18 protein-coding genes are annotated in these 16,198 nt (G+C 64.0%); 5 read left to right on the top strand and 13 right to left on the bottom strand.

The genetic code is table 11. From position 1 onward, the window contains the following. Positions 1-58 precede the first annotated feature (58 nt). The 3 genes from N7E70_RS05940 to N7E70_RS05930 all read left to right on the top strand — a co-directional run bounded on the left by N7E70_RS05940 (position 59) and on the right by N7E70_RS05930 (position 2,036). On the top strand, positions 59-940 hold the full coding sequence (locus tag N7E70_RS05940) for a LysR family transcriptional regulator (RefSeq protein ID WP_154386189.1): 882 nt from the start codon (positions 59-61) through the stop codon (positions 938-940). Positions 941-1,024: 84 nt separating this feature from the next. Beyond that, complete coding sequence (locus N7E70_RS05935) at positions 1,025-1,630, top strand: transcriptional regulator (protein WP_263005784.1); 606 nt, start codon at positions 1,025-1,027, stop codon at positions 1,628-1,630. A 4-nt stretch (positions 1,631-1,634) separates the two neighbouring features. After that, positions 1,635-2,036 (top strand): VOC family protein, encoded by a 402-nt coding sequence (locus N7E70_RS05930; RefSeq protein WP_263005783.1) that lies wholly within the window; start codon positions 1,635-1,637, stop codon positions 2,034-2,036. A gap of 2 nt (positions 2,037-2,038) precedes the next feature. Here N7E70_RS05930 and N7E70_RS05925 read toward each other — a convergent pair whose 3' ends face one another. The 7 genes from N7E70_RS05925 to N7E70_RS05895 all read right to left on the bottom strand — a co-directional run bounded on the left by N7E70_RS05925 (position 2,039) and on the right by N7E70_RS05895 (position 9,214). After that, entirely contained in the window at positions 2,039-3,292 is a 1,254-nt protein-coding gene (locus N7E70_RS05925) for a D-amino acid dehydrogenase (RefSeq protein ID WP_263005782.1), read from the bottom strand. A 107-nt stretch (positions 3,293-3,399) separates the two neighbouring features. Further along, complete coding sequence (locus N7E70_RS05920) at positions 3,400-3,942, bottom strand: GreA/GreB family elongation factor (RefSeq protein ID WP_067956608.1); 543 nt, start codon at positions 3,940-3,942, stop codon at positions 3,400-3,402. Positions 3,943-4,046: 104 nt separating this feature from the next. Beyond that, positions 4,047-4,475, bottom strand: a complete 429-nt coding sequence (gene rnk, locus N7E70_RS05915) for a nucleoside diphosphate kinase regulator (protein WP_263005781.1) — start codon at positions 4,473-4,475, stop codon at positions 4,047-4,049. Positions 4,476-4,773: 298 nt separating this feature from the next. Beyond that, a complete protein-coding gene (locus N7E70_RS05910; protein WP_067956604.1) occupies positions 4,774-5,292 on the bottom strand; it encodes an RNA pyrophosphohydrolase in 519 nt (172 codons plus the stop codon). A gap of 6 nt (positions 5,293-5,298) precedes the next feature. Next, positions 5,299-6,453: a divergent polysaccharide deacetylase family protein gene (locus tag N7E70_RS05905; protein ID WP_157096993.1), complete on the bottom strand. Its 1,155-nt coding sequence runs from the start codon at positions 6,451-6,453 to the stop codon at positions 5,299-5,301. A gap of 111 nt (positions 6,454-6,564) precedes the next feature. Next, entirely contained in the window at positions 6,565-7,893 is a 1,329-nt protein-coding gene (locus tag N7E70_RS05900) for a S41 family peptidase (protein ID WP_067956602.1), read from the bottom strand. Between the two features lies 1 nt (position 7,894). Further along, the gene (locus tag N7E70_RS05895) at positions 7,895-9,214 is read right to left on the bottom strand and encodes a murein hydrolase activator EnvC family protein (protein ID WP_263005780.1); all 1,320 of its coding nucleotides are present in this window, start codon (positions 9,212-9,214) and stop codon (positions 7,895-7,897) included. A 252-nt stretch (positions 9,215-9,466) separates the two neighbouring features. On the opposite strand from N7E70_RS05895, the gene N7E70_RS05890 reads away from it, so the two are divergent. Continuing rightward, a complete protein-coding gene (locus tag N7E70_RS05890) occupies positions 9,467-9,799 on the top strand; it encodes a hypothetical protein (RefSeq protein WP_263005779.1) in 333 nt (110 codons plus the stop codon). Here the strand turns inward: N7E70_RS05890 and N7E70_RS05885 are convergent. The 4 genes from N7E70_RS05885 to N7E70_RS05870 form a co-directional block, all read right to left on the bottom strand. After that, positions 9,796-10,734, bottom strand: a complete 939-nt coding sequence (locus N7E70_RS05885; protein ID WP_263005546.1) for an IS481 family transposase — start codon at positions 10,732-10,734, stop codon at positions 9,796-9,798. The two genes, N7E70_RS05890 and N7E70_RS05885, sit on opposite strands and share 4 nt — an antisense overlap. Before the next feature lie 109 nt (positions 10,735-10,843). Then, positions 10,844-11,326: a 23S rRNA (pseudouridine(1915)-N(3))-methyltransferase RlmH gene (gene rlmH, locus N7E70_RS05880; protein ID WP_263005778.1), complete on the bottom strand. Its 483-nt coding sequence runs from the start codon at positions 11,324-11,326 to the stop codon at positions 10,844-10,846. A gap of 17 nt (positions 11,327-11,343) precedes the next feature. Next, positions 11,344-11,721, bottom strand: coding sequence for a ribosome silencing factor (rsfS, locus tag N7E70_RS05875; RefSeq protein WP_067956597.1), 378 nt, complete (start codon positions 11,719-11,721; stop codon positions 11,344-11,346). Positions 11,722-11,889: 168 nt separating this feature from the next. Beyond that, entirely contained in the window at positions 11,890-13,122 is a 1,233-nt protein-coding gene (locus N7E70_RS05870; protein WP_263005777.1) for an MFS transporter, read from the bottom strand. A gap of 229 nt (positions 13,123-13,351) precedes the next feature. On the opposite strand from N7E70_RS05870, the gene N7E70_RS05865 reads away from it, so the two are divergent. Then, on the top strand, positions 13,352-14,182 hold the full coding sequence (locus N7E70_RS05865) for an AraC family transcriptional regulator (RefSeq protein WP_263005776.1): 831 nt from the start codon (positions 13,352-13,354) through the stop codon (positions 14,180-14,182). Positions 14,183-14,225: 43 nt separating this feature from the next. Here N7E70_RS05865 and N7E70_RS05860 read toward each other — a convergent pair whose 3' ends face one another. Then, positions 14,226-14,822, bottom strand: coding sequence for a nicotinate-nucleotide adenylyltransferase (locus N7E70_RS05860; RefSeq protein ID WP_263005775.1), 597 nt, complete (start codon positions 14,820-14,822; stop codon positions 14,226-14,228). An 87-nt stretch (positions 14,823-14,909) separates the two neighbouring features. After that, positions 14,910-16,196: a glutamate-5-semialdehyde dehydrogenase gene (locus N7E70_RS05855; protein ID WP_263005774.1), complete on the bottom strand. Its 1,287-nt coding sequence runs from the start codon at positions 16,194-16,196 to the stop codon at positions 14,910-14,912. Positions 16,197-16,198 lie beyond the last annotated feature (2 nt).

The following is a 16,198-nucleotide window of genomic DNA, read 5'->3' as shown; positions in this document are numbered from 1 at the left end:
ATTTCATGCATAGTAGGGTGCACGGATCGTAGCCCTTCGCCTGAGGTCGGAACCACCGATGAACTGGGATGACGTCCGCATCTTCCTCGCCGTCGCGCGCACCGGCCAGATCCTCGGTGCGGCACGGCGGCTCGAGCTCAACCACGCAACCGTATCTCGGCGCGTGGCAGCCCTCGAAGAGGCGCTGAAGACAAAACTCTTCCGCCGGCTGACCACCGGCAGCGAACTGACGCCCGCCGGCGAGCGCTTCCTCGAAGTCGCCGAGCGCATGGAAGCCGACATGCTGACTGCCCGCGCCGAAATTTCGGGCGAAGGCGACGAAGTGTCGGGCACTGTGCGCATCGGCGCGCCTGACGGATTCGGCGTTGCCTTCCTTGCGCAACGCCTGGGCACGCTGACCGCCCAGCACGCCGACCTGCGCATCCAGCTCGTTCCGGTCCCAAGGACATTTTCACTGTCGCGGCGCGAGGCAGATATCGCCATCACCACCGAGCGGCCGAGCGAAGGCCGACTGGTGGCGGCAAAGCTTGTCGACTATTCGCTCGGCCTGTTTGCTTCCCGCGCCTATGTCGAACAATACGGCCTCCCCACCTCGCGCCCCGAGCTTTCGGCCCACCGCCTGATCGGCTACGTACCCGACCTCGTGGTCAGCTCATCGCTCGACTACGCCGCCGAGTTCAGCCCGTCATGGGAGTCCGCCTTCTCGATTTCGTCCGCGCTCGGGCAGGTCGAGGCGGTGCGCTCAGGCGCTGGCATCGGCATACTGCACACCTTCATTGCCCGCAGGATTGCCGACATCGTGCCGGTAACGGCGATCCCGCCAATCCGCCGCGCCTACTGGCTTGTCTATCACGAGTCCGTCCGGCCTTTGCGCCGCATCCAGACGGTGGCGGGCTTCATCACCAAAGCTGTGGAACGCGAGCGGGCGCTGTTCATCTGAACAGCCTTCCGACAAGCTCACACATCCGCTAACGTCGGTACTCCAACCGAGGAAACCGATTTGCTGCCCCGTCCCTACGCAGAATTGCTGCGCAAGGCCCGGCGCGCCACGAGGCGCGCCGATGAGGCCGAAGATCTGTTGCAGACGGTTCTTGTCGCGGCGGTCGAGGCGGGGCGCACCGACCTGTCGAATGTCGAGAACCGGCGCTGGCTTGAAGGCGCATTGCGACGCCGCGCCGCCTTCGACGCGCGTTCGGCAGTTCGGCGCAGAAAACGAGAACAACCTTTCGCAGCCATCAGCTGCGAGCCAAAGCCCCAAGAAGCCTTGCCGGTCAGGTTCGTCGCGACCTTGCCCCCTAGCTTGCGCACGACGACGCTGCTGGCGCTGACAGGCCATACGCGGCAGGAAATCGCCTGGCTGCAGCACCTCGCCGATCCGGCCTTGCGGCAGCGCATCGCAGAAATCCGGCGGCGCTGGTTGGCCTATGGCGGTGGCTCCTTTGGGGAAATTCCGGGCCTGACCGGCACTCTTGCCTTCGGCAGCATCAGGCGTTCCCTGCTCGCTTTGGCCAAGCAACCGGGCGCCCTGCTCGCCAGCCACGACCCCGACGGGCACCTTTTTGTCGTCGGCACCTCACAAAACCCGGCGGCACGGCAACTCAACAGGCGTGCAACCGACATCACGGAGTGACCATATGTTCGGCAAAAGCAAACTCGGTAACATCTGCTACTACGTCTCGAACATCGACAAGACCGAAGCCTTCTATCGCGATGTCATGGGTCTCGAGCTCCAGCGCATGGAAGGCGACGCGGACACCGGCGGCGACTGGCTGCTCGCCAATACCGCCAATGGCGTCGACCTGATCTTCTTTGCGATGGAGTCCCGGCCCGGCAACTCACCGATCATCGTCTTCGAGATCGCCGACGGCGGCATCGATGACATCGTGTCGACGCTGGCCGACAATGGCGTGACCATCGTCACCCCGGTGAGCCACGCGCCGGGCGGATGGTCATCCGAATTCACCGATCCCGACGGCCACGTCATCTCGATGTACCAATCGGCGGAGGCGCCGCGCTCGCTGAAGAAGGTGGCCTGACGTCAGGCCCAAAAGCGCTCAGGGCCAAGGCCGCTGATATCGACCTCCGGCTCGCGGCCGGAGATCATGTCGGCAAGGATTTTCGCCGAACCGCAGGCCATGGTCCAGCCTAGCATGCCGTGGCCGGCGTTGATGTAGAGGTTCGGCAGCTTGGTCCGTCCCAGAACCGGCGGACCGTCAGGCGTCATCGAACGCAAGCCGCACCAAAAGCGCCCTTCGCGCAGATCGCCGGCATCCGGAAACAGCTCGCTTAGCGCACGCTCGAGCGGCACCCGACGCTGCTCGTGCAGGGTCGGATCGAAGCCCGACATCTCCACGGTGCCACCGATGCGGATGCGGTCGCCAAGCCGTGTGACCGCGACCGTGCCGGCAACATCGATAACACTCGAGGCAGGCGCTGCATCGACATCGGCGATCGGCACCGTCAGCGAATAGCCCTTCAGCGGATAGAGCGGCAGGCGCTGGTGCAGCTTACGCATGAAGCGTTCGGAATAGCTGCCCGCCGCCAGAACGAACGCGTCGGCGTCCTCATGGCCGTTGACCGTGACGCGCTGAACTTTCCCGGCCCAGGCATCGATCGAAAAGACCTTCTGCCCGAACTTGAACACCACACCGCGCGCGGCGCACAACTCGACCAGGCGCTCGGTGAACAAGCTGCAGTCACCGGTCTCGTCGTCAGGCAGGCGCAGGCCGCCAGATAAGCTGTGGCGCGAGCGAACAAGACCGGGCTCCACTTCAACGCATCCCGCCGCATCGAGAATTTCGTACGGCACTTCGAGCCTGTCGAGCACGGCGACATCCGCAGCGATGCCGTCGAGTTGTTCCTGGGTGCGAAACAGTTGCAGCGTGCCATGACTGAGCTCGTCATAGGCGATGCCGGTGCCTTCGCGCAGCACCCGCAACATGTCGCGGCTGTATTCGGCGAGCGGCACCATCAACGACTTGTTCGCCTGGTAGCGCTCGGCCGTGCAATTGCGCAGCACCCGGGCCAGCCACATCCACATCTTGGGGTCGAATTTCGGCCGGAAGGAAAAGGAGTCATCCTTCATGGCGAGCCATTTCAGCGCCTTGAGCGGCAAGCCAGGTGCTGCCAGAGGCGAGGCACAGCCGGAGGCAATCTCGCCCGAATTGGCATAGCTGGCTTCTTGCGCCGGCCCCTTCTGGCGGTCGTAGACGACCACCTCGTGGCCGGCCTCGGCAAGATAGTAGGCAGTCGTCACCCCGATGACGCCGCCGCCGACGACTATGACCTTCATTGCGCCCCCAGATACAGGCTCCGACATATCAGGTCGATTTCGGAGCGTGCATATTCCCGATTTGCGGCTGCTTCGAGCACTCTCCGAAGCGCGGCAGACGGCGCCGGTCAGGCCGCAGACGGGCCCGGATCATCGCCATTTGTCGAGATGTGCCGGATTTTTCCCGGCACGCCAAGAGCTTGCGGCTCATCGGCGCTGAACACCAGCACTGGAAAGCGGCGTTCAGATGGGTCGGGACGAAGGTCCGGCGTCGCGATGCCCGGCCGCGCCGCCTCGGGCTGGTAGTGAATCTCGTCGACGCAGATGGTCTCGGTTGCACCGCGGCCGCAGTCGATCGATATCGACTGGCCCTTGCGCAGGCCGAGCAGGGCAAGCCCGCGCGGCACGGTGATCGGGATGATCTGCCCGACCATGCCGTCCATCGGCCCATGCGCCACGATCCGGGTATGCGGCGCGCCACCATCGACGCTGAAGGTGACGCGGCTGTTCAGCGTCACCACGTCGGCGTCGGCCTCATTCGAAAACACGACCTGGGCCGAAGCGAGCTTCCGGCGCAACAGCGCCACCAGCGGACCGCCCGACCAGGCGAGGCGGTCGAGCATCGTCTTGACGATGGCAAAATCCTTGGTCGTCAGCTGACATTTGGACATGGCTTGTCTCCGCAAGCACCGGGTTGTTGCCCGGCATGCAGCGCCAAGGCGTCAAGGTGGACGCGCAGGCGGGATTTCAGGAGTGGGCTGGCAGGAGCGCGCCGTCAGTTGGCGTCCGCACGGGGTGCTTCGACGGTCACGATCTCCAGTTCGAGACGGCGCCCGTCGCGCGATGTCCAGGCAACTGACTGACCTTCGCGAAGACCGATCAGCGCTGCACCCACCGGCGTCAGGATCGAGACCTTGCCTTCGGCGATGTCGGCCTTGCCGGGATAGACCAGCGTCACCGTCTTGACCTCGCCGTCGCCGCCGCGGAACGTCACGGTCGAGCCCATGCGCACGACATTGGCCGGGATGCGGCTGAGCGGCTTGATCTTGGCGCGCTCCATTTCGGCGAGCAGTTCCTCGGCGATTCCAGGTAGACGTTCGAGGCTGGATTCGGCGAGGCCGGTCAGCCTGGCATGATCGTTTTCGCTCACCACGATCTCATGTTCGCGGCGCTGCTTGATGTTCTGGCGCAATGGATACTCCACGGATTCTCGTCCGGCCGTGGCGGAAACGCTCACGACCGGTCCGTCCGCGCAAAAGCGGACGTGCCCAAATGTTCAGACCGTTCCGCCCAGCGGCCCGGTGCTCATGATTTCATGCATTGAAAAGTGCCCCGCAGGCTCGGACGTCGCATAGCGACCGAGCCGGGGCTAGGATCCCGCGATGGGGCAGACCCGGAACAAGGCAAAGCTGCCAATATGAGCGTAAGTGCACATGGCCGGAGGGTCGCCGACCCCGCCCTGCTTGTCAAGGGCGGCCGGCCAGATGCTATCCGGCCAAGTATTATCCGGCCAGGTGCCTGAACGCCGCCACGACCTCGTCATAGACCTTGCGCTTGAACGGCACGATCAGTTCCGGCAGCTCGAACATCGGCTTCCACGCCCAGCGGTCGAATTCGGCCGAATGGCCGCCCGGCGGCGGGTTGATGGCGATCTCGCTTTCCTCGCCCTCGAAGCGGAAGGCGAACCATTTCTGCGTCTGGCCGCGATATTTGCCCTTGAGGGCGATGCCGAGCAGATGCGGCGGCAGGTCGTAGTTGATCCAGTCGGGCGCCTCTGCAAGCAGGCTGACGCTGCGCATGCCGGTCTCTTCATAAAGCTCGCGGAGTGCGGCCGGATACGGATCTTCACCCTTGTCGATGCCGCCTTGCGGCATCTGCCACAACTGGTCGGTATCAGACAGTTCGCTGTCCGGCTCGGCGATGCGGTGGCCGGCCCAGACCATCCCCCTCGCATTCAGCACCATGATGCCGACGCAAGGACGGTAGGGCAGATCTGCGGGCGCTTTCAGGGTCTTCGACATCAAGTCCTATCCTCGTTCGGGGTCGCTCGCGACAGCCGAGATCGGCACGATCTCGATGCCGCGCTTGCGTGCCTCGCTTGCCCACGAGGCCACGGCGTCGACGGTGACGTCGAATGCATTGCCGGTGCCGATGGCAAAGCCCTTTGCGCGCGCCGTCCGCTCCAGCTCGTCGAGCTTGTCGAGGATCGCGCCGCGATCCTGAACGCCGTCGATGATGGCATCACCAGCAGCAAACGGCACGCCGTTCTTCAACGCTGTCTCAGGTGCGAGGCTTCGTGCCGATGTGCCGTCGTCGACATAACCGATACCACGCTTGCCGAGCTCGGCCATCATCACGCCCATCGCCTCGGGGTTCGTCGAGAAGCGCGCCCCCATGTAGTTCATCACGGCGGTGTAGTTTGTCGTCCGCGACAGCGTCCAGCGCAGGTTCTTGAGGATCTCGTCGGCACCGGCCTCGACGGTCAGCGTGTTGCGACCGGGATTGACGTTGGGAAAATCGAACGGCTCGAGCGGCACCTGCATGACGATCTCGTGGCCCTCGCGCCGCGCCGCCTGCATCCATCGGCCAAGGCTGTTGCCCTGCGGCGCGAAACCGAGCGTGATCTCCGGCGGCAGCTTGCCGATCGCCGTCTGGGTTCCGGTCTGCGACAGTCCGAGCCCGCCGATCACGATCGCCACCCGCGCGCCACGCGCACCGGACCAGGCCCGGGCATAGACGTCGAACGGACGGCGCCCGTCGGCGGCGCGGATCGGCAACGGCCCGGAGGGGCTGGCCTCGATCAGTGCCTTCTCCGGCAAATGGGCGACGCGCACATTCAGCCCGACGGCAGAGGGATCGCGGACGACGACGGCACCACCCTCGCTCTCTGGCGGGTTGACGCGGATGATCTGCGGGCCGCCGCTTGGCGTCTGTGCCGGCTTCGGTTTGGCCACGGGTTGTGCGGGCGCCGCGGCAACCACCTCGGGCGTAACCACCGCAACGACTTCAGGCGTGCGATAAGGCTTCTGGCGAAAGGCGATCGACGCCGACGCCGCCACCAATGCCAGGACGCACAGGCCGGCAAGCAGCGGCCCCTTGCGCAGCCAGGCAGAGCGCTTGCCAGTCGGACGGCGCGGCGCCTGTCCAAGCGGACGGTCGATTTCTTTTTCGATCTGCACCACGCCGTGCCCTGTGGCCGAAGCCAGCCTCCCCGAATCAAACTGCCGGAACCTTGCGGTCCCGGCAGCATGGCATTGTCACGTAAAGCAGGCCAGCGCTTCGCCGGTCGCCCCTTACTGCTGGTTCATCACGGCCTTGTCGGGGTTGGGCGGGAAGGCCGGATCGGTCTTCTGTCCACGCAACAGCTCCAGTGCGTAATTGAGCTGCAAGTCGTCCTTCGGCTCCGGCGGCACATAGGCTGCCGACCCCGAACCCTTGTCGCTTTCCTCGGCCCCCTTGATATGGCCCTTGAGTTCGGACTCGCCACGGGTCACGTCGCGGCCCTGCAGGTCTGCCGGCAGCGGCTGGTCGACCTTGATGTCGGGCGTGATACCCTTGCCCTGGATCGACTTGCCTGACGGCGTGTAATAAAGCGCCGTCGTCAGCCTGAGCGCGCCGTTTTCGGCCAGCGGGATGATGGTCTGCACCGAACCCTTGCCGAAGGACTGCGTGCCCACCACGGTGGCGCGGCGCAGATCCTGCAACGCGCCAGCCACGATTTCCGAAGCACTCGCCGAACCGCCATTGATCAGGACGATCAGCGGCTTGCCGTCGATGTCGTCGCCGGGACGCGAGTCGAAGCGGGTGATGTCCTTCGGATCGCGGCCGCGGGTCGAAACGATCTCGCCGCGGTCGAGGAACGTGTCGGAAACGCTGACCGCCTGGTCGAGCAGGCCGCCCGGGTTGAGGCGCAGGTCGAGCACATAACCCTTCAACTTGTCCGCCGGGACCTGCTTCTTGATCGTGGTGATCGCGTTTTGCAGGTCGTCGAAGGTCTTTTCGGTGAAGGAGGTGACCTTCAGGTAGCCGACATCGTTGTCGACGCGGAACTTGACCGCCTTGACCTTGATGACGTCGCGCATGATCGACAGCTCGATCGGCTTGTCGGCGCCTTCGCGCAGGATCGTCAGCTTGATCGGGGTGTTGATCAGGCCGCGCATCTTTTCGACGGCGTCGTTCAGCGTCAGGCCGCGAACTTCCTCGCCATCGATCTTGGAAATGTAATCGCCGGCCAGCACGCCTGCCTTGGCGGCGGGCGTGTCGTCGATCGGGGTGATGACCTTGACCAGCTCATTCTCCATCGTCACCTCGATGCCGAGGCCGCCGAATTCGCCCTTGGTCTGGACACGCATGTCCTTGGCCGCTTCAGCGTTGAGATATGACGAATGCGGATCGAGCGAGGTCAGCATGCCGTTGATGGCGTTCTCGATCAGCGACTTTTCGTCCGGCGGGGTCACATACTGACCGCGCACGCGTTCGAAGATGTCGCCGAAGATGGCGAGCTGGCGGTAGGTTTCGGAACCCGCCGCATTCGCTGTCGAGCCGGGCGCACCGTACACCAGGCTCATCGCGGAGCCTCCCATCAGCGCCCCGGCAAGCAGAAGCGACAGTTTACGCATCATTTCATGTCCTTCCAGAGGTGCGGTCCGCCCACCACGGGGTCGGATCGACGGGTTTTCCATCCTTGCGGAACTCGATATAGAGTTCCGGCGTCGCATTTGCATTGTCCGAGGCTGAGGTGCTCGCCACCCTCGCCTCTCCCATCGCACCGATCGGCTCGCCTGCTAGTACGGACTGACCCGGCGCGACGCTGATTCTGCTCATCCCCGCCAAGACGACATGATAGCCGTCGCCGGCGTTGAGGATCAAGAGTTGACCATAGGAGCGGAAAGGCCCCGCATAAAGAACGCTTCCATCCGCCGGAGCGGTGACGATGGCGCCCGATTGTGTCGCAACCATGTCCCCAAGCATGGTGCCGCCGATGCCATCGTCGGCGCCGAAGCGGCGTTTGATACGCCCGGCGACCGGTAGCGCCACCTGCCCCTGGAGCAAGGAAAATGGAGCGGAAGCAACAAGTTGGTTGGCTTCCGGCACCACCGGAAAGACCGGTTCGTTTGCTGCCTTCGCTGCCTCCGCGGCAGCCTTTCGAGAGGCCTCTGCGTCGGCGGCCTTCTTCGCCGCCTGCTTGTCGAGCGAGGCGATCAAATCTTTGAGACTTTCGGCTCGCGCTGCGAGTTCGACTGAATTTTTCGTCTCTTCGGCAAGCGCTGTCTCGGATTCCGAGCGCAGCCGGTTCTTGGCTTCGAGCAGCAGGTCGAGTCGCGCCTTTTCGCCGGCCTGCGCCGTCATCGCGGTTGTCAGGCGGTCACGTTCCGCCTCGATCGAGGCCACAACCCGTGACAGCTCCTTGAGGTCGGCCATCAGAATCTCGGTCTCGGAGCGCAGCTCGGGCACCACGGCGCCAAGCAGGATGGCGCTGCGGATCGACGACAGCGCGTCCTCCGGCTTGACCAGGATCGCCGGCGGCGGATTGAGGCCCATGCGCTGCAACGCACCAAGCACCTCCGCCAGCACGCCGCGGCGCATGTTGAGCGAGGTGCGGATGCCCGCCTCCTGCTCTTTCAGCCCCTCGACCTTGCCGGCGATATCTTCGATGTCCTGGGCGAGCTTGCGCTCAGTCTTTGCCGACTGAATCAGCGCCGCGGTGATCGAGGCGTGATCCTTCTTCACCTGGGCAATCTCGGCCGCCAGCTTTTCGCGCCGCTCGGCTGAAACCTCGATGACGCGCGACAGGTTCTCGAGTTCGGACCGCGTACGGTCCGGGTCCGGCAAGGGCGGGCCTACCTGGGCCAATGCGGCTCCGCAGGCGAGCGCGATCCAGCCTGCCGCGACGATGCCGCGGCATGGTTGGAGCCATGCCTTCACTGGGGAATTCCGCGCCATGCGATGATCCGGTTGTATTCTTGAGACCTTAGCGGCGGCATCGTTAACGAACCATCAACCATGTTCATCGGGCACGACCGCGGGCGGACTTTTGCCCAGCCATTTTGTCAAATTCCGGACGCTGCCATTATTTCCTGTTCGAATTTGTATAGTGGACGCGATAGGCCTTGTCGGGGAACCCACATGACAAGACTAAGGAGGTTCCTCTCACTGGCATGTATCTGCTCGGCACTTATCGCAGCGACGGATGCGTTGACCATCGAGAGCCGCGCCACAGGCGACGTATATTCGCTCTACGAATACTTGTCTGGTCAGGACCTTACCGGGGCAGCCCAAGAAAAGCTCGCAACCTTGGCGTGCCGGAAAAGGACGACGCCGCCTTTGCACTTCGGCACCAGCGTTTTCAGCTGCAATATGCAGACCTTGTGCGGCAATCCAACCGAGCACGTGGTCTACCATTCCCGAACCAGAGGCGCATACATGGTGCCGGATCCATTTGCTGAACGGTTCGCCAGATCCTGCCCGGAAATGCTAACTGACAAGGCGCTTGCCGACATGTCAGCCCAGCTTGATCAGGGTGGCTAGATGTCGTTTCCAAGAAGGTTGTTCAGTCTTTGGAACGGGCTGATGCCTCCAAGGGCCGAGTGTGGGCGTGCCAGGTTGTAGTTGGCTGCCCATTGGTGAATGGCCTTGGCGCGTTCGTTCGATGAGGCGTATGGCCTGGCATAGGCGCATTCGCGCAGCGAAGTCTGGATGAAGCGCTCGGCCTTGCCGTTGGTGCGCGGGGTGTAGGGCCTTGTGCGGATGTGTCGGGCACCGGCACCTTGGAGTGCCTGGGCGAACAGTTTGGAGCGATACGCCGAGCCGTTGTCGGTCATCACCCGCTCAACCCTGGCGCCCAGCCTGGCGTACCAGGCCAGTGCCCGGTTGAGGAACCCGGTGGCATCATCCCGGCCCAGGCTGGGCAGCAGTTCGACATAGGCGAGGCGCGAGGCATCGTCGATGGCGACATGCAGGTGTTCGTAGCCGATGCCTCGGGCGCGATGATGGCCTTGGTGCTGACCCGTGATCCGATGGCCAACGCCGTCGATACGGCCCAGGGTCTTGATGTCGATATGGATCAGTTCGCCCGGCCGCTGCCGCTCGTAGCGCAACACCGGGGGCCGGGGATCGAGCCAGGCCAGCCGGTTCAGTCCTAGCCGGCGCAGCACAAGGCCCACCGTCGAGCGCGCCAGGCCCAAGGACCGGGCAATTGCCGGCCCGGTCATGCGCTGGCGCCGCAACTGCTCGATCCGCGACACCTGCATGGCTGCCAGCCGATGCCGGCAGCGGTGCGGCGCCGAACTGCGATCGTGCAGAACCCGGTCGCCGGCCCGGTAGCGGTCGAGCCAGCGATAAGCCGTTCGTTCCGAAACCCCGGCCGAACCGGCAGCACGCCGCACGCTCCAGCCCTGTTCAATTCGTTGCACCAAAAGCACTCGACCTGACGGCGTCAGACGCGCATTCTTATGGACGTTCATTCGGGGAGCTCCACTGAAGGTTGGTTGGCTTCGCAACCCCAGCTTCTCAGTCCCTCCTCGAATGAACAACCTTCATAGCTTCGACAGCTAGACCGCTACATCAGCCCATTCACGCGCGATGATAGGGATGCCCTGAAAGAATTGTCGCCGCGCGATAGAGTTGCTCGCCGAGCATGATGCGCACCATCTGGTGCGGCCAGGTCGCGGCACCGAACGAAATCAGCATCTGGGCTTCGTTGCGCAGCGCCTCGTCGTGGCCGTCAGGACCGCCAATGGCAACCATCACGCCGCGCTGGCCGCCGTCGCGCAGCGACGACATCTTGTCGGCAAATTGCTGCGAGGAGAGATTCTTGCCGCGTTCGTCGAGCAGGATGAGTGCGGTTCCCGGCGTCATCTGGGCGCGCAGCCTGTCGGCTTCTTCGCGCCGCCGTTCATCGACGGTCTGGGCACGGCTTTCTGCGATCTCGGTAACTCCGGAAAAGTCGAGGCCGAGCGGGCCGCCGCTTTTCGAGAACCGATCGAGATAGCGGTCGGCGAGTTCCTTCTCGGGGCCGGCTTTCATCCGGCCCACGGCATGTACCCAGACTTTCATCCCTGGCGTCTAGCGGCTCAATGAACCGTTTCTTCCTCGAGATCCGGCGCCTGCCACATCTTTTCGATGTTGTAGAACTCGCGGATTTCGGGCCGGAAGACATGGACGATGATATCGCCTGAATCGATGAGGACCCAGTCGGCACCTGACAACCCCTCGACGCGGGCGGCGCCGAGACCGGCATCCTTCAGCGCTGTGAGGAGATGATCGGCAACCGCCGCGACATGACGGTGCGATCGACCCGAGGCGATGACCATGTAGTCGCCGAGGCTCGATTTCCCCTGAATGTCGATGGAGACGATGTTTTCGGCCTTGGAGTCTTCCAGACTGTCAAGGACTGTCTTGAGGGCGCGGGCAACGGCGTCGAATTCGCCTATCCCGGCCGGCGAAGGCATGACTTCCGCCTTCTTCCGAAGTGCTGTTCTCAGTGTCTTTCCTTTCCGACAGGAACAACCAAATCACCCTGAACTCGGGCGACACCATTTAGATAGGCAGAGTTAGGCTACAGTTTCAAGACAGCGACAACAAGTTGATCGTTCCCGGCAGCCCTCGCGCCAGGGTTCCTATGGCTCGGTCGACGGCGGCAGCTGGGCCGACATCGGCGCAAAGCTGCCAGCATCGGCCTCCGGCACCGCCGGACTGATACGCAGGCGCCAGAGCACGAAAGCGGTGAACAACGCCGCGATGGCAGTGGCGACATACATGAAAGCCTGGGTTCCGTAGAAAGCCGTCAGCAAGGTGCCGAGGCCGGGAACGATGAAGCCCGACAGCGACCAGGCAAACAGCATGCTGCTCGACAGTGCCACGAGGTCGTCCTTGTGGGCGCGGTCGCTGGCATGCGCGCTCGACAGCGAGTAGATCGATTCGCTGGTGCCGCTCCACACGACATAGATCGCGACCATCAGCGGCAGGGCACTGCCGTCGAAACGGTTTGCCGCAATCCCGGCGATCACCACCAGGAGCCCCGCCGCCACCAGCACATAGCGCCGGTCGGTTCGATCGGAGATCCAGCCCAGCGGGATCTGGAACAGGAGCGTACCGAGGGGCATGGCAAACAACAGCGTCGCCACCTCCTGCTGGCTGAAACCGCTCGCCGTGGCGTGGATCGGCGCGAAGCCGGCGATCATCATCGACAGACCACCAACCGCAAGCATACCGGCGACGCCAACGGGAGAGATCCGCCACGCCCGCGCCAGCGCCACAGAGGCCGCCAGCGGTGGCGGCGGCTGCCGCAGCCGGGTCAGCCCGACGGGCAGGATCGAGATGGCGGCGGAGGCCACGCAAAGCAACGGCGCCTGCGCGGTTGCGATGTCGACGAAGCGCAGCAGGAACGAACCGATACCGAGGCCGACGACATAAGCGACGTAGAAGATCGCCATGACCCGGCCGCGTATGTCGTTGCCGACGGCGTCGTTGAGCCAGCTCTGCGCGACGATGAACAAGCCGCAGATGGCAAAGCCATAAAGCGCCCGAGCGGCGATCCAGACGAAGGGGAACGTGCCTGCAGCAACGGCAACGTTGGACAGCACGATCAGGGCGGAAAACACCATGTAGGCACGGGCATGGCCGACACGGCGCACCAGCGCTCCGGTGAGCAGGCAGCCGGCAAGGCCGCCCGCCGACAGGCCGGTCAGCATCGTGCCCGCCCAGGTCGGCGCATAGCCCGCGGCCCCCAGGCTGACAGGGATGTAGCCGAACATCAGGCCGTTGCCGACGGCGAGCAGCGCCATCGCCAGGATCACACCGCCAACGGCGATCGCCGGCGTGTGGTCGCCCTCTTCGACTTCGCTGATCATCCCGTGCCGTTGTTCCATGCAGCCAGTTTCGCGGCTGCGATACATTGGCGCCGCTGCATTTGCGACATCGGCCGTGCAGGTTCAGCCAATAGTCCGGACTGGATCAAGACGGGCCGACCGGCGTTATTGCCATCGACATCGGCGCCAAAAAGCGCTGTGCAGCAAGCACGATCAAATGGACTTCCCCGCAAGCAGGCATATCGGGGTCGTCCTCATGCCGGAAACAACAATGACCCCTGTTCAGAAAGCCATCTGGTACATCGAGAGCCACTACCTCAAGGACATCGGCCTCGATGACATCGCCGCCGCTGGCGGGGTCTCGCGTTTTCACATGTCGCGCGCCTTCGCTGCCGCCACCGGCCAATCGGTCACGGGCTATATCAGGGCCCGCCGCCTGATCGATGCCGCGCTGGCGCTGGCCAAGGGCGCGCCCGACATTCTGGCGGTCGCGCTCGACGCCGGTTACGGCTCGCATGAGGCGTTCACCCGGGCCTTCCGCGATCGCTTTGGGCAGACGCCCGAGGAGGTGCGCGCCAATGGCTCCGTTTCACAGACCCAATGCCTGGAGCTTCTCAAAATGGACGAGACCTTCGTCGAAAACCTCGCCCCGTCGCGCTTCGTCGATGGCGGCCCCCTGCTCATAGCCAGCTTCGGCCAGCGCTACACCAGCGAAACGAGCCTGGCGATCCCGTCGCTGTGGCAGCGCTTCGGCCCGCATTTTGGCAGCGTGCCCGGCCAGAAGAACTATGTCGGCTATGGCGTCTGCTGCAATTTCGACGACGACAGTTTCGAGTACATCGCCGGCGTCGAGGTCAAGGATTTCGCCGACCTGACCTCGGAGTACACCCGCCTGCGCATCCCGCCGCAGCGATATGCGGTGTTTGCCACCACCGACCACATTTCGATGATCCGTCGCATCACCCACACGGTGTGGAGTAAGTGGCTGCCGACATCGGGGCATGAAGCCGCAGACGGTCCCAATTTCGAGCTCTACCCGGAGAGCTTCGACCCGGCGACGGGCAATGGCGGCTACGAGATCTGGATCCCGATCAAAGGCTGACGCAATTCCAGGAAAACTGTACCGCGGTTTTCCGTCCGGACGGCTAGGACTTGCCCTTGGCCGTCCCGTTCCTCAGCGCCGTCGACGACAGCAGGGAACGGGGTCCGTGGATGAAGGTCCAGGCAGGGGCCTTCATCCGCGCCAGCAGCGGCGCGTCACCCTCGTCGACACGTGCATAGTCGAAGGTCTTGGCGACCACAGACGACAGGAACGACAGCGTCGCCCCCGGCCGGTCGATGACGGCGATCGGGAAGGTCGTCGCGATCTGCCGCCAGCGCTGCCAGCGATGGAAATCGCGCAGATTGTCGGCGCCCATGATCCAGACAAAATCGACGCCCGGGTTGCGCGCCTTGATCAGCGCCAGCGTGTCGGCGGTGTAGCGCACATTGTGGCTCGCCTCGAAGGCGGTGACCTTGATGTGCGGGTTTTCCGCGATCTGCTCGGACAGTTCGATGCGTCTGGCCAGCGGCGCCAGCTCGCGTGTGCTTTTCAGCGGATTGCCTGGGGTGACCATCCACCACAGCTGGTCGAGTTGCAGGCGGCGCATGGCGATTTCAGCGACGAGGCCATGGCCGGCATGCGGCGGGTTGAACGACCCGCCGAACAGCCCGACCTGCATGCCTTTCATGGCATGCGGCATGCGAAGGTACTTTTGGGAAACTGGCGGCTCCGAAGGCAACAGCAACTTTAGGCCCCCTGAGCCGTCACACCAGCCCGATGCTTTCCGTCACGGCCGAAGCTGGCCGTTGCCGCGCACACGGTATTTGAACGAGGTCAGTTGCTCGACGCCGACCGGTCCGCGCGCATGCATCTTGCCGGTGGCGATGCCGATCTCCGCACCCATGCCGAACTCGCCGCCGTCGGCGAACTGGGTTGAGGCGTTGTGCAGCAGGATCGCCGAATCGATCTCGTTGAAGAAACGTTCGACGGCCTTCGCATCCTCGGCAACGATCGCCTCGGTGTGGTGTGAGGAGAACGTCTCGATATGCTCGATGGCGCCGGCGACCCCGTCGACAAGCTTCACCGAGATGATGGCGTCGAGATATTCGGTCACCCAGTCGGCATCGGTCGCCGGCTTGGCGTCGGCAAAGGCCGCGAGTACATCCGCGTCGGCATGAATTTCACAGCCTGCCTTGCGCAGCGCTTCGAGCACCGGAATCAGATGTGTCGCCGCAACTGCGCGATCAACGAGCAAGGTCTCTGCCGCGCCGCAGATGCCGGTGCGGCGCATCTTGGCGTTGACTGCGATCGCCACTGCCATGTCGAGCTTGGCCGATTTGTCGATGTAGAGATGGCAGATACCCTCGAGATGGGCGAATACCGGCACTCGCGCCTCGGTCTGAACGCGTTCGACAAGGCTCTTGCCGCCGCGCGGGATGATGACGTCGAGATTGCCCGACAGGCCCTTCAGCATTTCGCCGACGGCGGCACGGTCGGCCACCGGCACCAACTGGATCGCGTCCTCGGGCAGGTTGGCCGACTTCAGTCCCTCGGCGAGGCAAGAATGAATCGCCAGCGACGAGTTGAGCGAATCCGAGCCGCCGCGCAGGATAACGGGGTTGCCGGCCTTGAGGCACAGCGCACCGGCATCCGCCGTGACATTGGGACGGCTTTCATAGATCACGCCGATGACGCCGAGCGGCGTGCGCACGCGCTCGATATGCAGGCCATTGGGGCGGTCCCATGCGGCAATCACTTCGCCGACCGGGTCCCTGAGATCGGCAATGGCGCGGATGCCGTCGGCCATGTCGCGGATTCGGCCCGACGTCAGCTTCAAACGATCCATGAACGAACCGCTGAGACCGGCTTCTTCCCCGTTCTTCACGTCGATGGCGTTGGCTTCGAGGATCTCGTGCTCGCGATTCAGCATGGCTTCGGCCATGCCGATGAGAGCAGCATGCTTGCGTTCGGCGGAGGCGACAGCGAGTGGGCGGGCGGCGGCACGAGCCTTGCGGCCGATATCAGCCATCAGCCGCGCCGTATCCTCATGGGACTTCTCATGCGCCTTCAGCATGT

It is taken from the genome of Aminobacter sp. NyZ550 (assembly GCF_025628925.2).
In the GTDB taxonomy this organism is placed as follows: Bacteria; Pseudomonadota; Alphaproteobacteria; order Rhizobiales; family Rhizobiaceae; genus Aminobacter; species Aminobacter ciceronei.
The sequence above is the reverse complement of the archived record's forward strand: the minus strand, read 5'-3'. Positions and strand labels throughout refer to the sequence as shown.

Excerpts from the sequence above, each read along its gene's own strand:
- N7E70_RS05940 (WP_154386189.1), top strand. The coding sequence starts at position 59 with ATGAACTGGGATGACGTCCGCATCTTCCTCGCCGTCGCGCGCACCGGC.
- N7E70_RS05930 (WP_263005783.1), top strand. The coding sequence starts at position 1,635 with ATGTTCGGCAAAAGCAAACTCGGTAACATCTGCTACTACGTCTCGAAC.
- N7E70_RS05925 (WP_263005782.1), bottom strand. The coding sequence starts at position 3,292 with ATGAAGGTCATAGTCGTCGGCGGCGGCGTCATCGGGGTGACGACTGCC.
- N7E70_RS05920 (WP_067956608.1), bottom strand. The coding sequence starts at position 3,942 with ATGTCCAAATGTCAGCTGACGACCAAGGATTTTGCCATCGTCAAGACG.
- N7E70_RS05910 (WP_067956604.1), bottom strand. The coding sequence starts at position 5,292 with ATGTCGAAGACCCTGAAAGCGCCCGCAGATCTGCCCTACCGTCCTTGC.
- N7E70_RS05900 (WP_067956602.1), bottom strand. The coding sequence starts at position 7,893 with ATGATGCGTAAACTGTCGCTTCTGCTTGCCGGGGCGCTGATGGGAGGC.
- N7E70_RS05895 (WP_263005780.1), bottom strand. The coding sequence starts at position 9,214 with ATGGCGCGGAATTCCCCAGTGAAGGCATGGCTCCAACCATGCCGCGGC.
- N7E70_RS05885 (WP_263005546.1), bottom strand. The coding sequence starts at position 10,734 with ATGAACGTCCATAAGAATGCGCGTCTGACGCCGTCAGGTCGAGTGCTT.
- rlmH (WP_263005778.1), bottom strand. The coding sequence starts at position 11,326 with ATGAAAGTCTGGGTACATGCCGTGGGCCGGATGAAAGCCGGCCCCGAG.
- rsfS (WP_067956597.1), bottom strand. The coding sequence starts at position 11,721 with ATGCCTTCGCCGGCCGGGATAGGCGAATTCGACGCCGTTGCCCGCGCC.
- N7E70_RS05870 (WP_263005777.1), bottom strand. The coding sequence starts at position 13,122 with ATGATCAGCGAAGTCGAAGAGGGCGACCACACGCCGGCGATCGCCGTT.
- N7E70_RS05865 (WP_263005776.1), top strand. The coding sequence starts at position 13,352 with ATGACCCCTGTTCAGAAAGCCATCTGGTACATCGAGAGCCACTACCTC.
- N7E70_RS05860 (WP_263005775.1), bottom strand. The coding sequence starts at position 14,822 with ATGCCGCATGCCATGAAAGGCATGCAGGTCGGGCTGTTCGGCGGGTCG.
- N7E70_RS05855 (WP_263005774.1), bottom strand. The coding sequence starts at position 16,196 with ATGCTGAAGGCGCATGAGAAGTCCCATGAGGATACGGCGCGGCTGATG.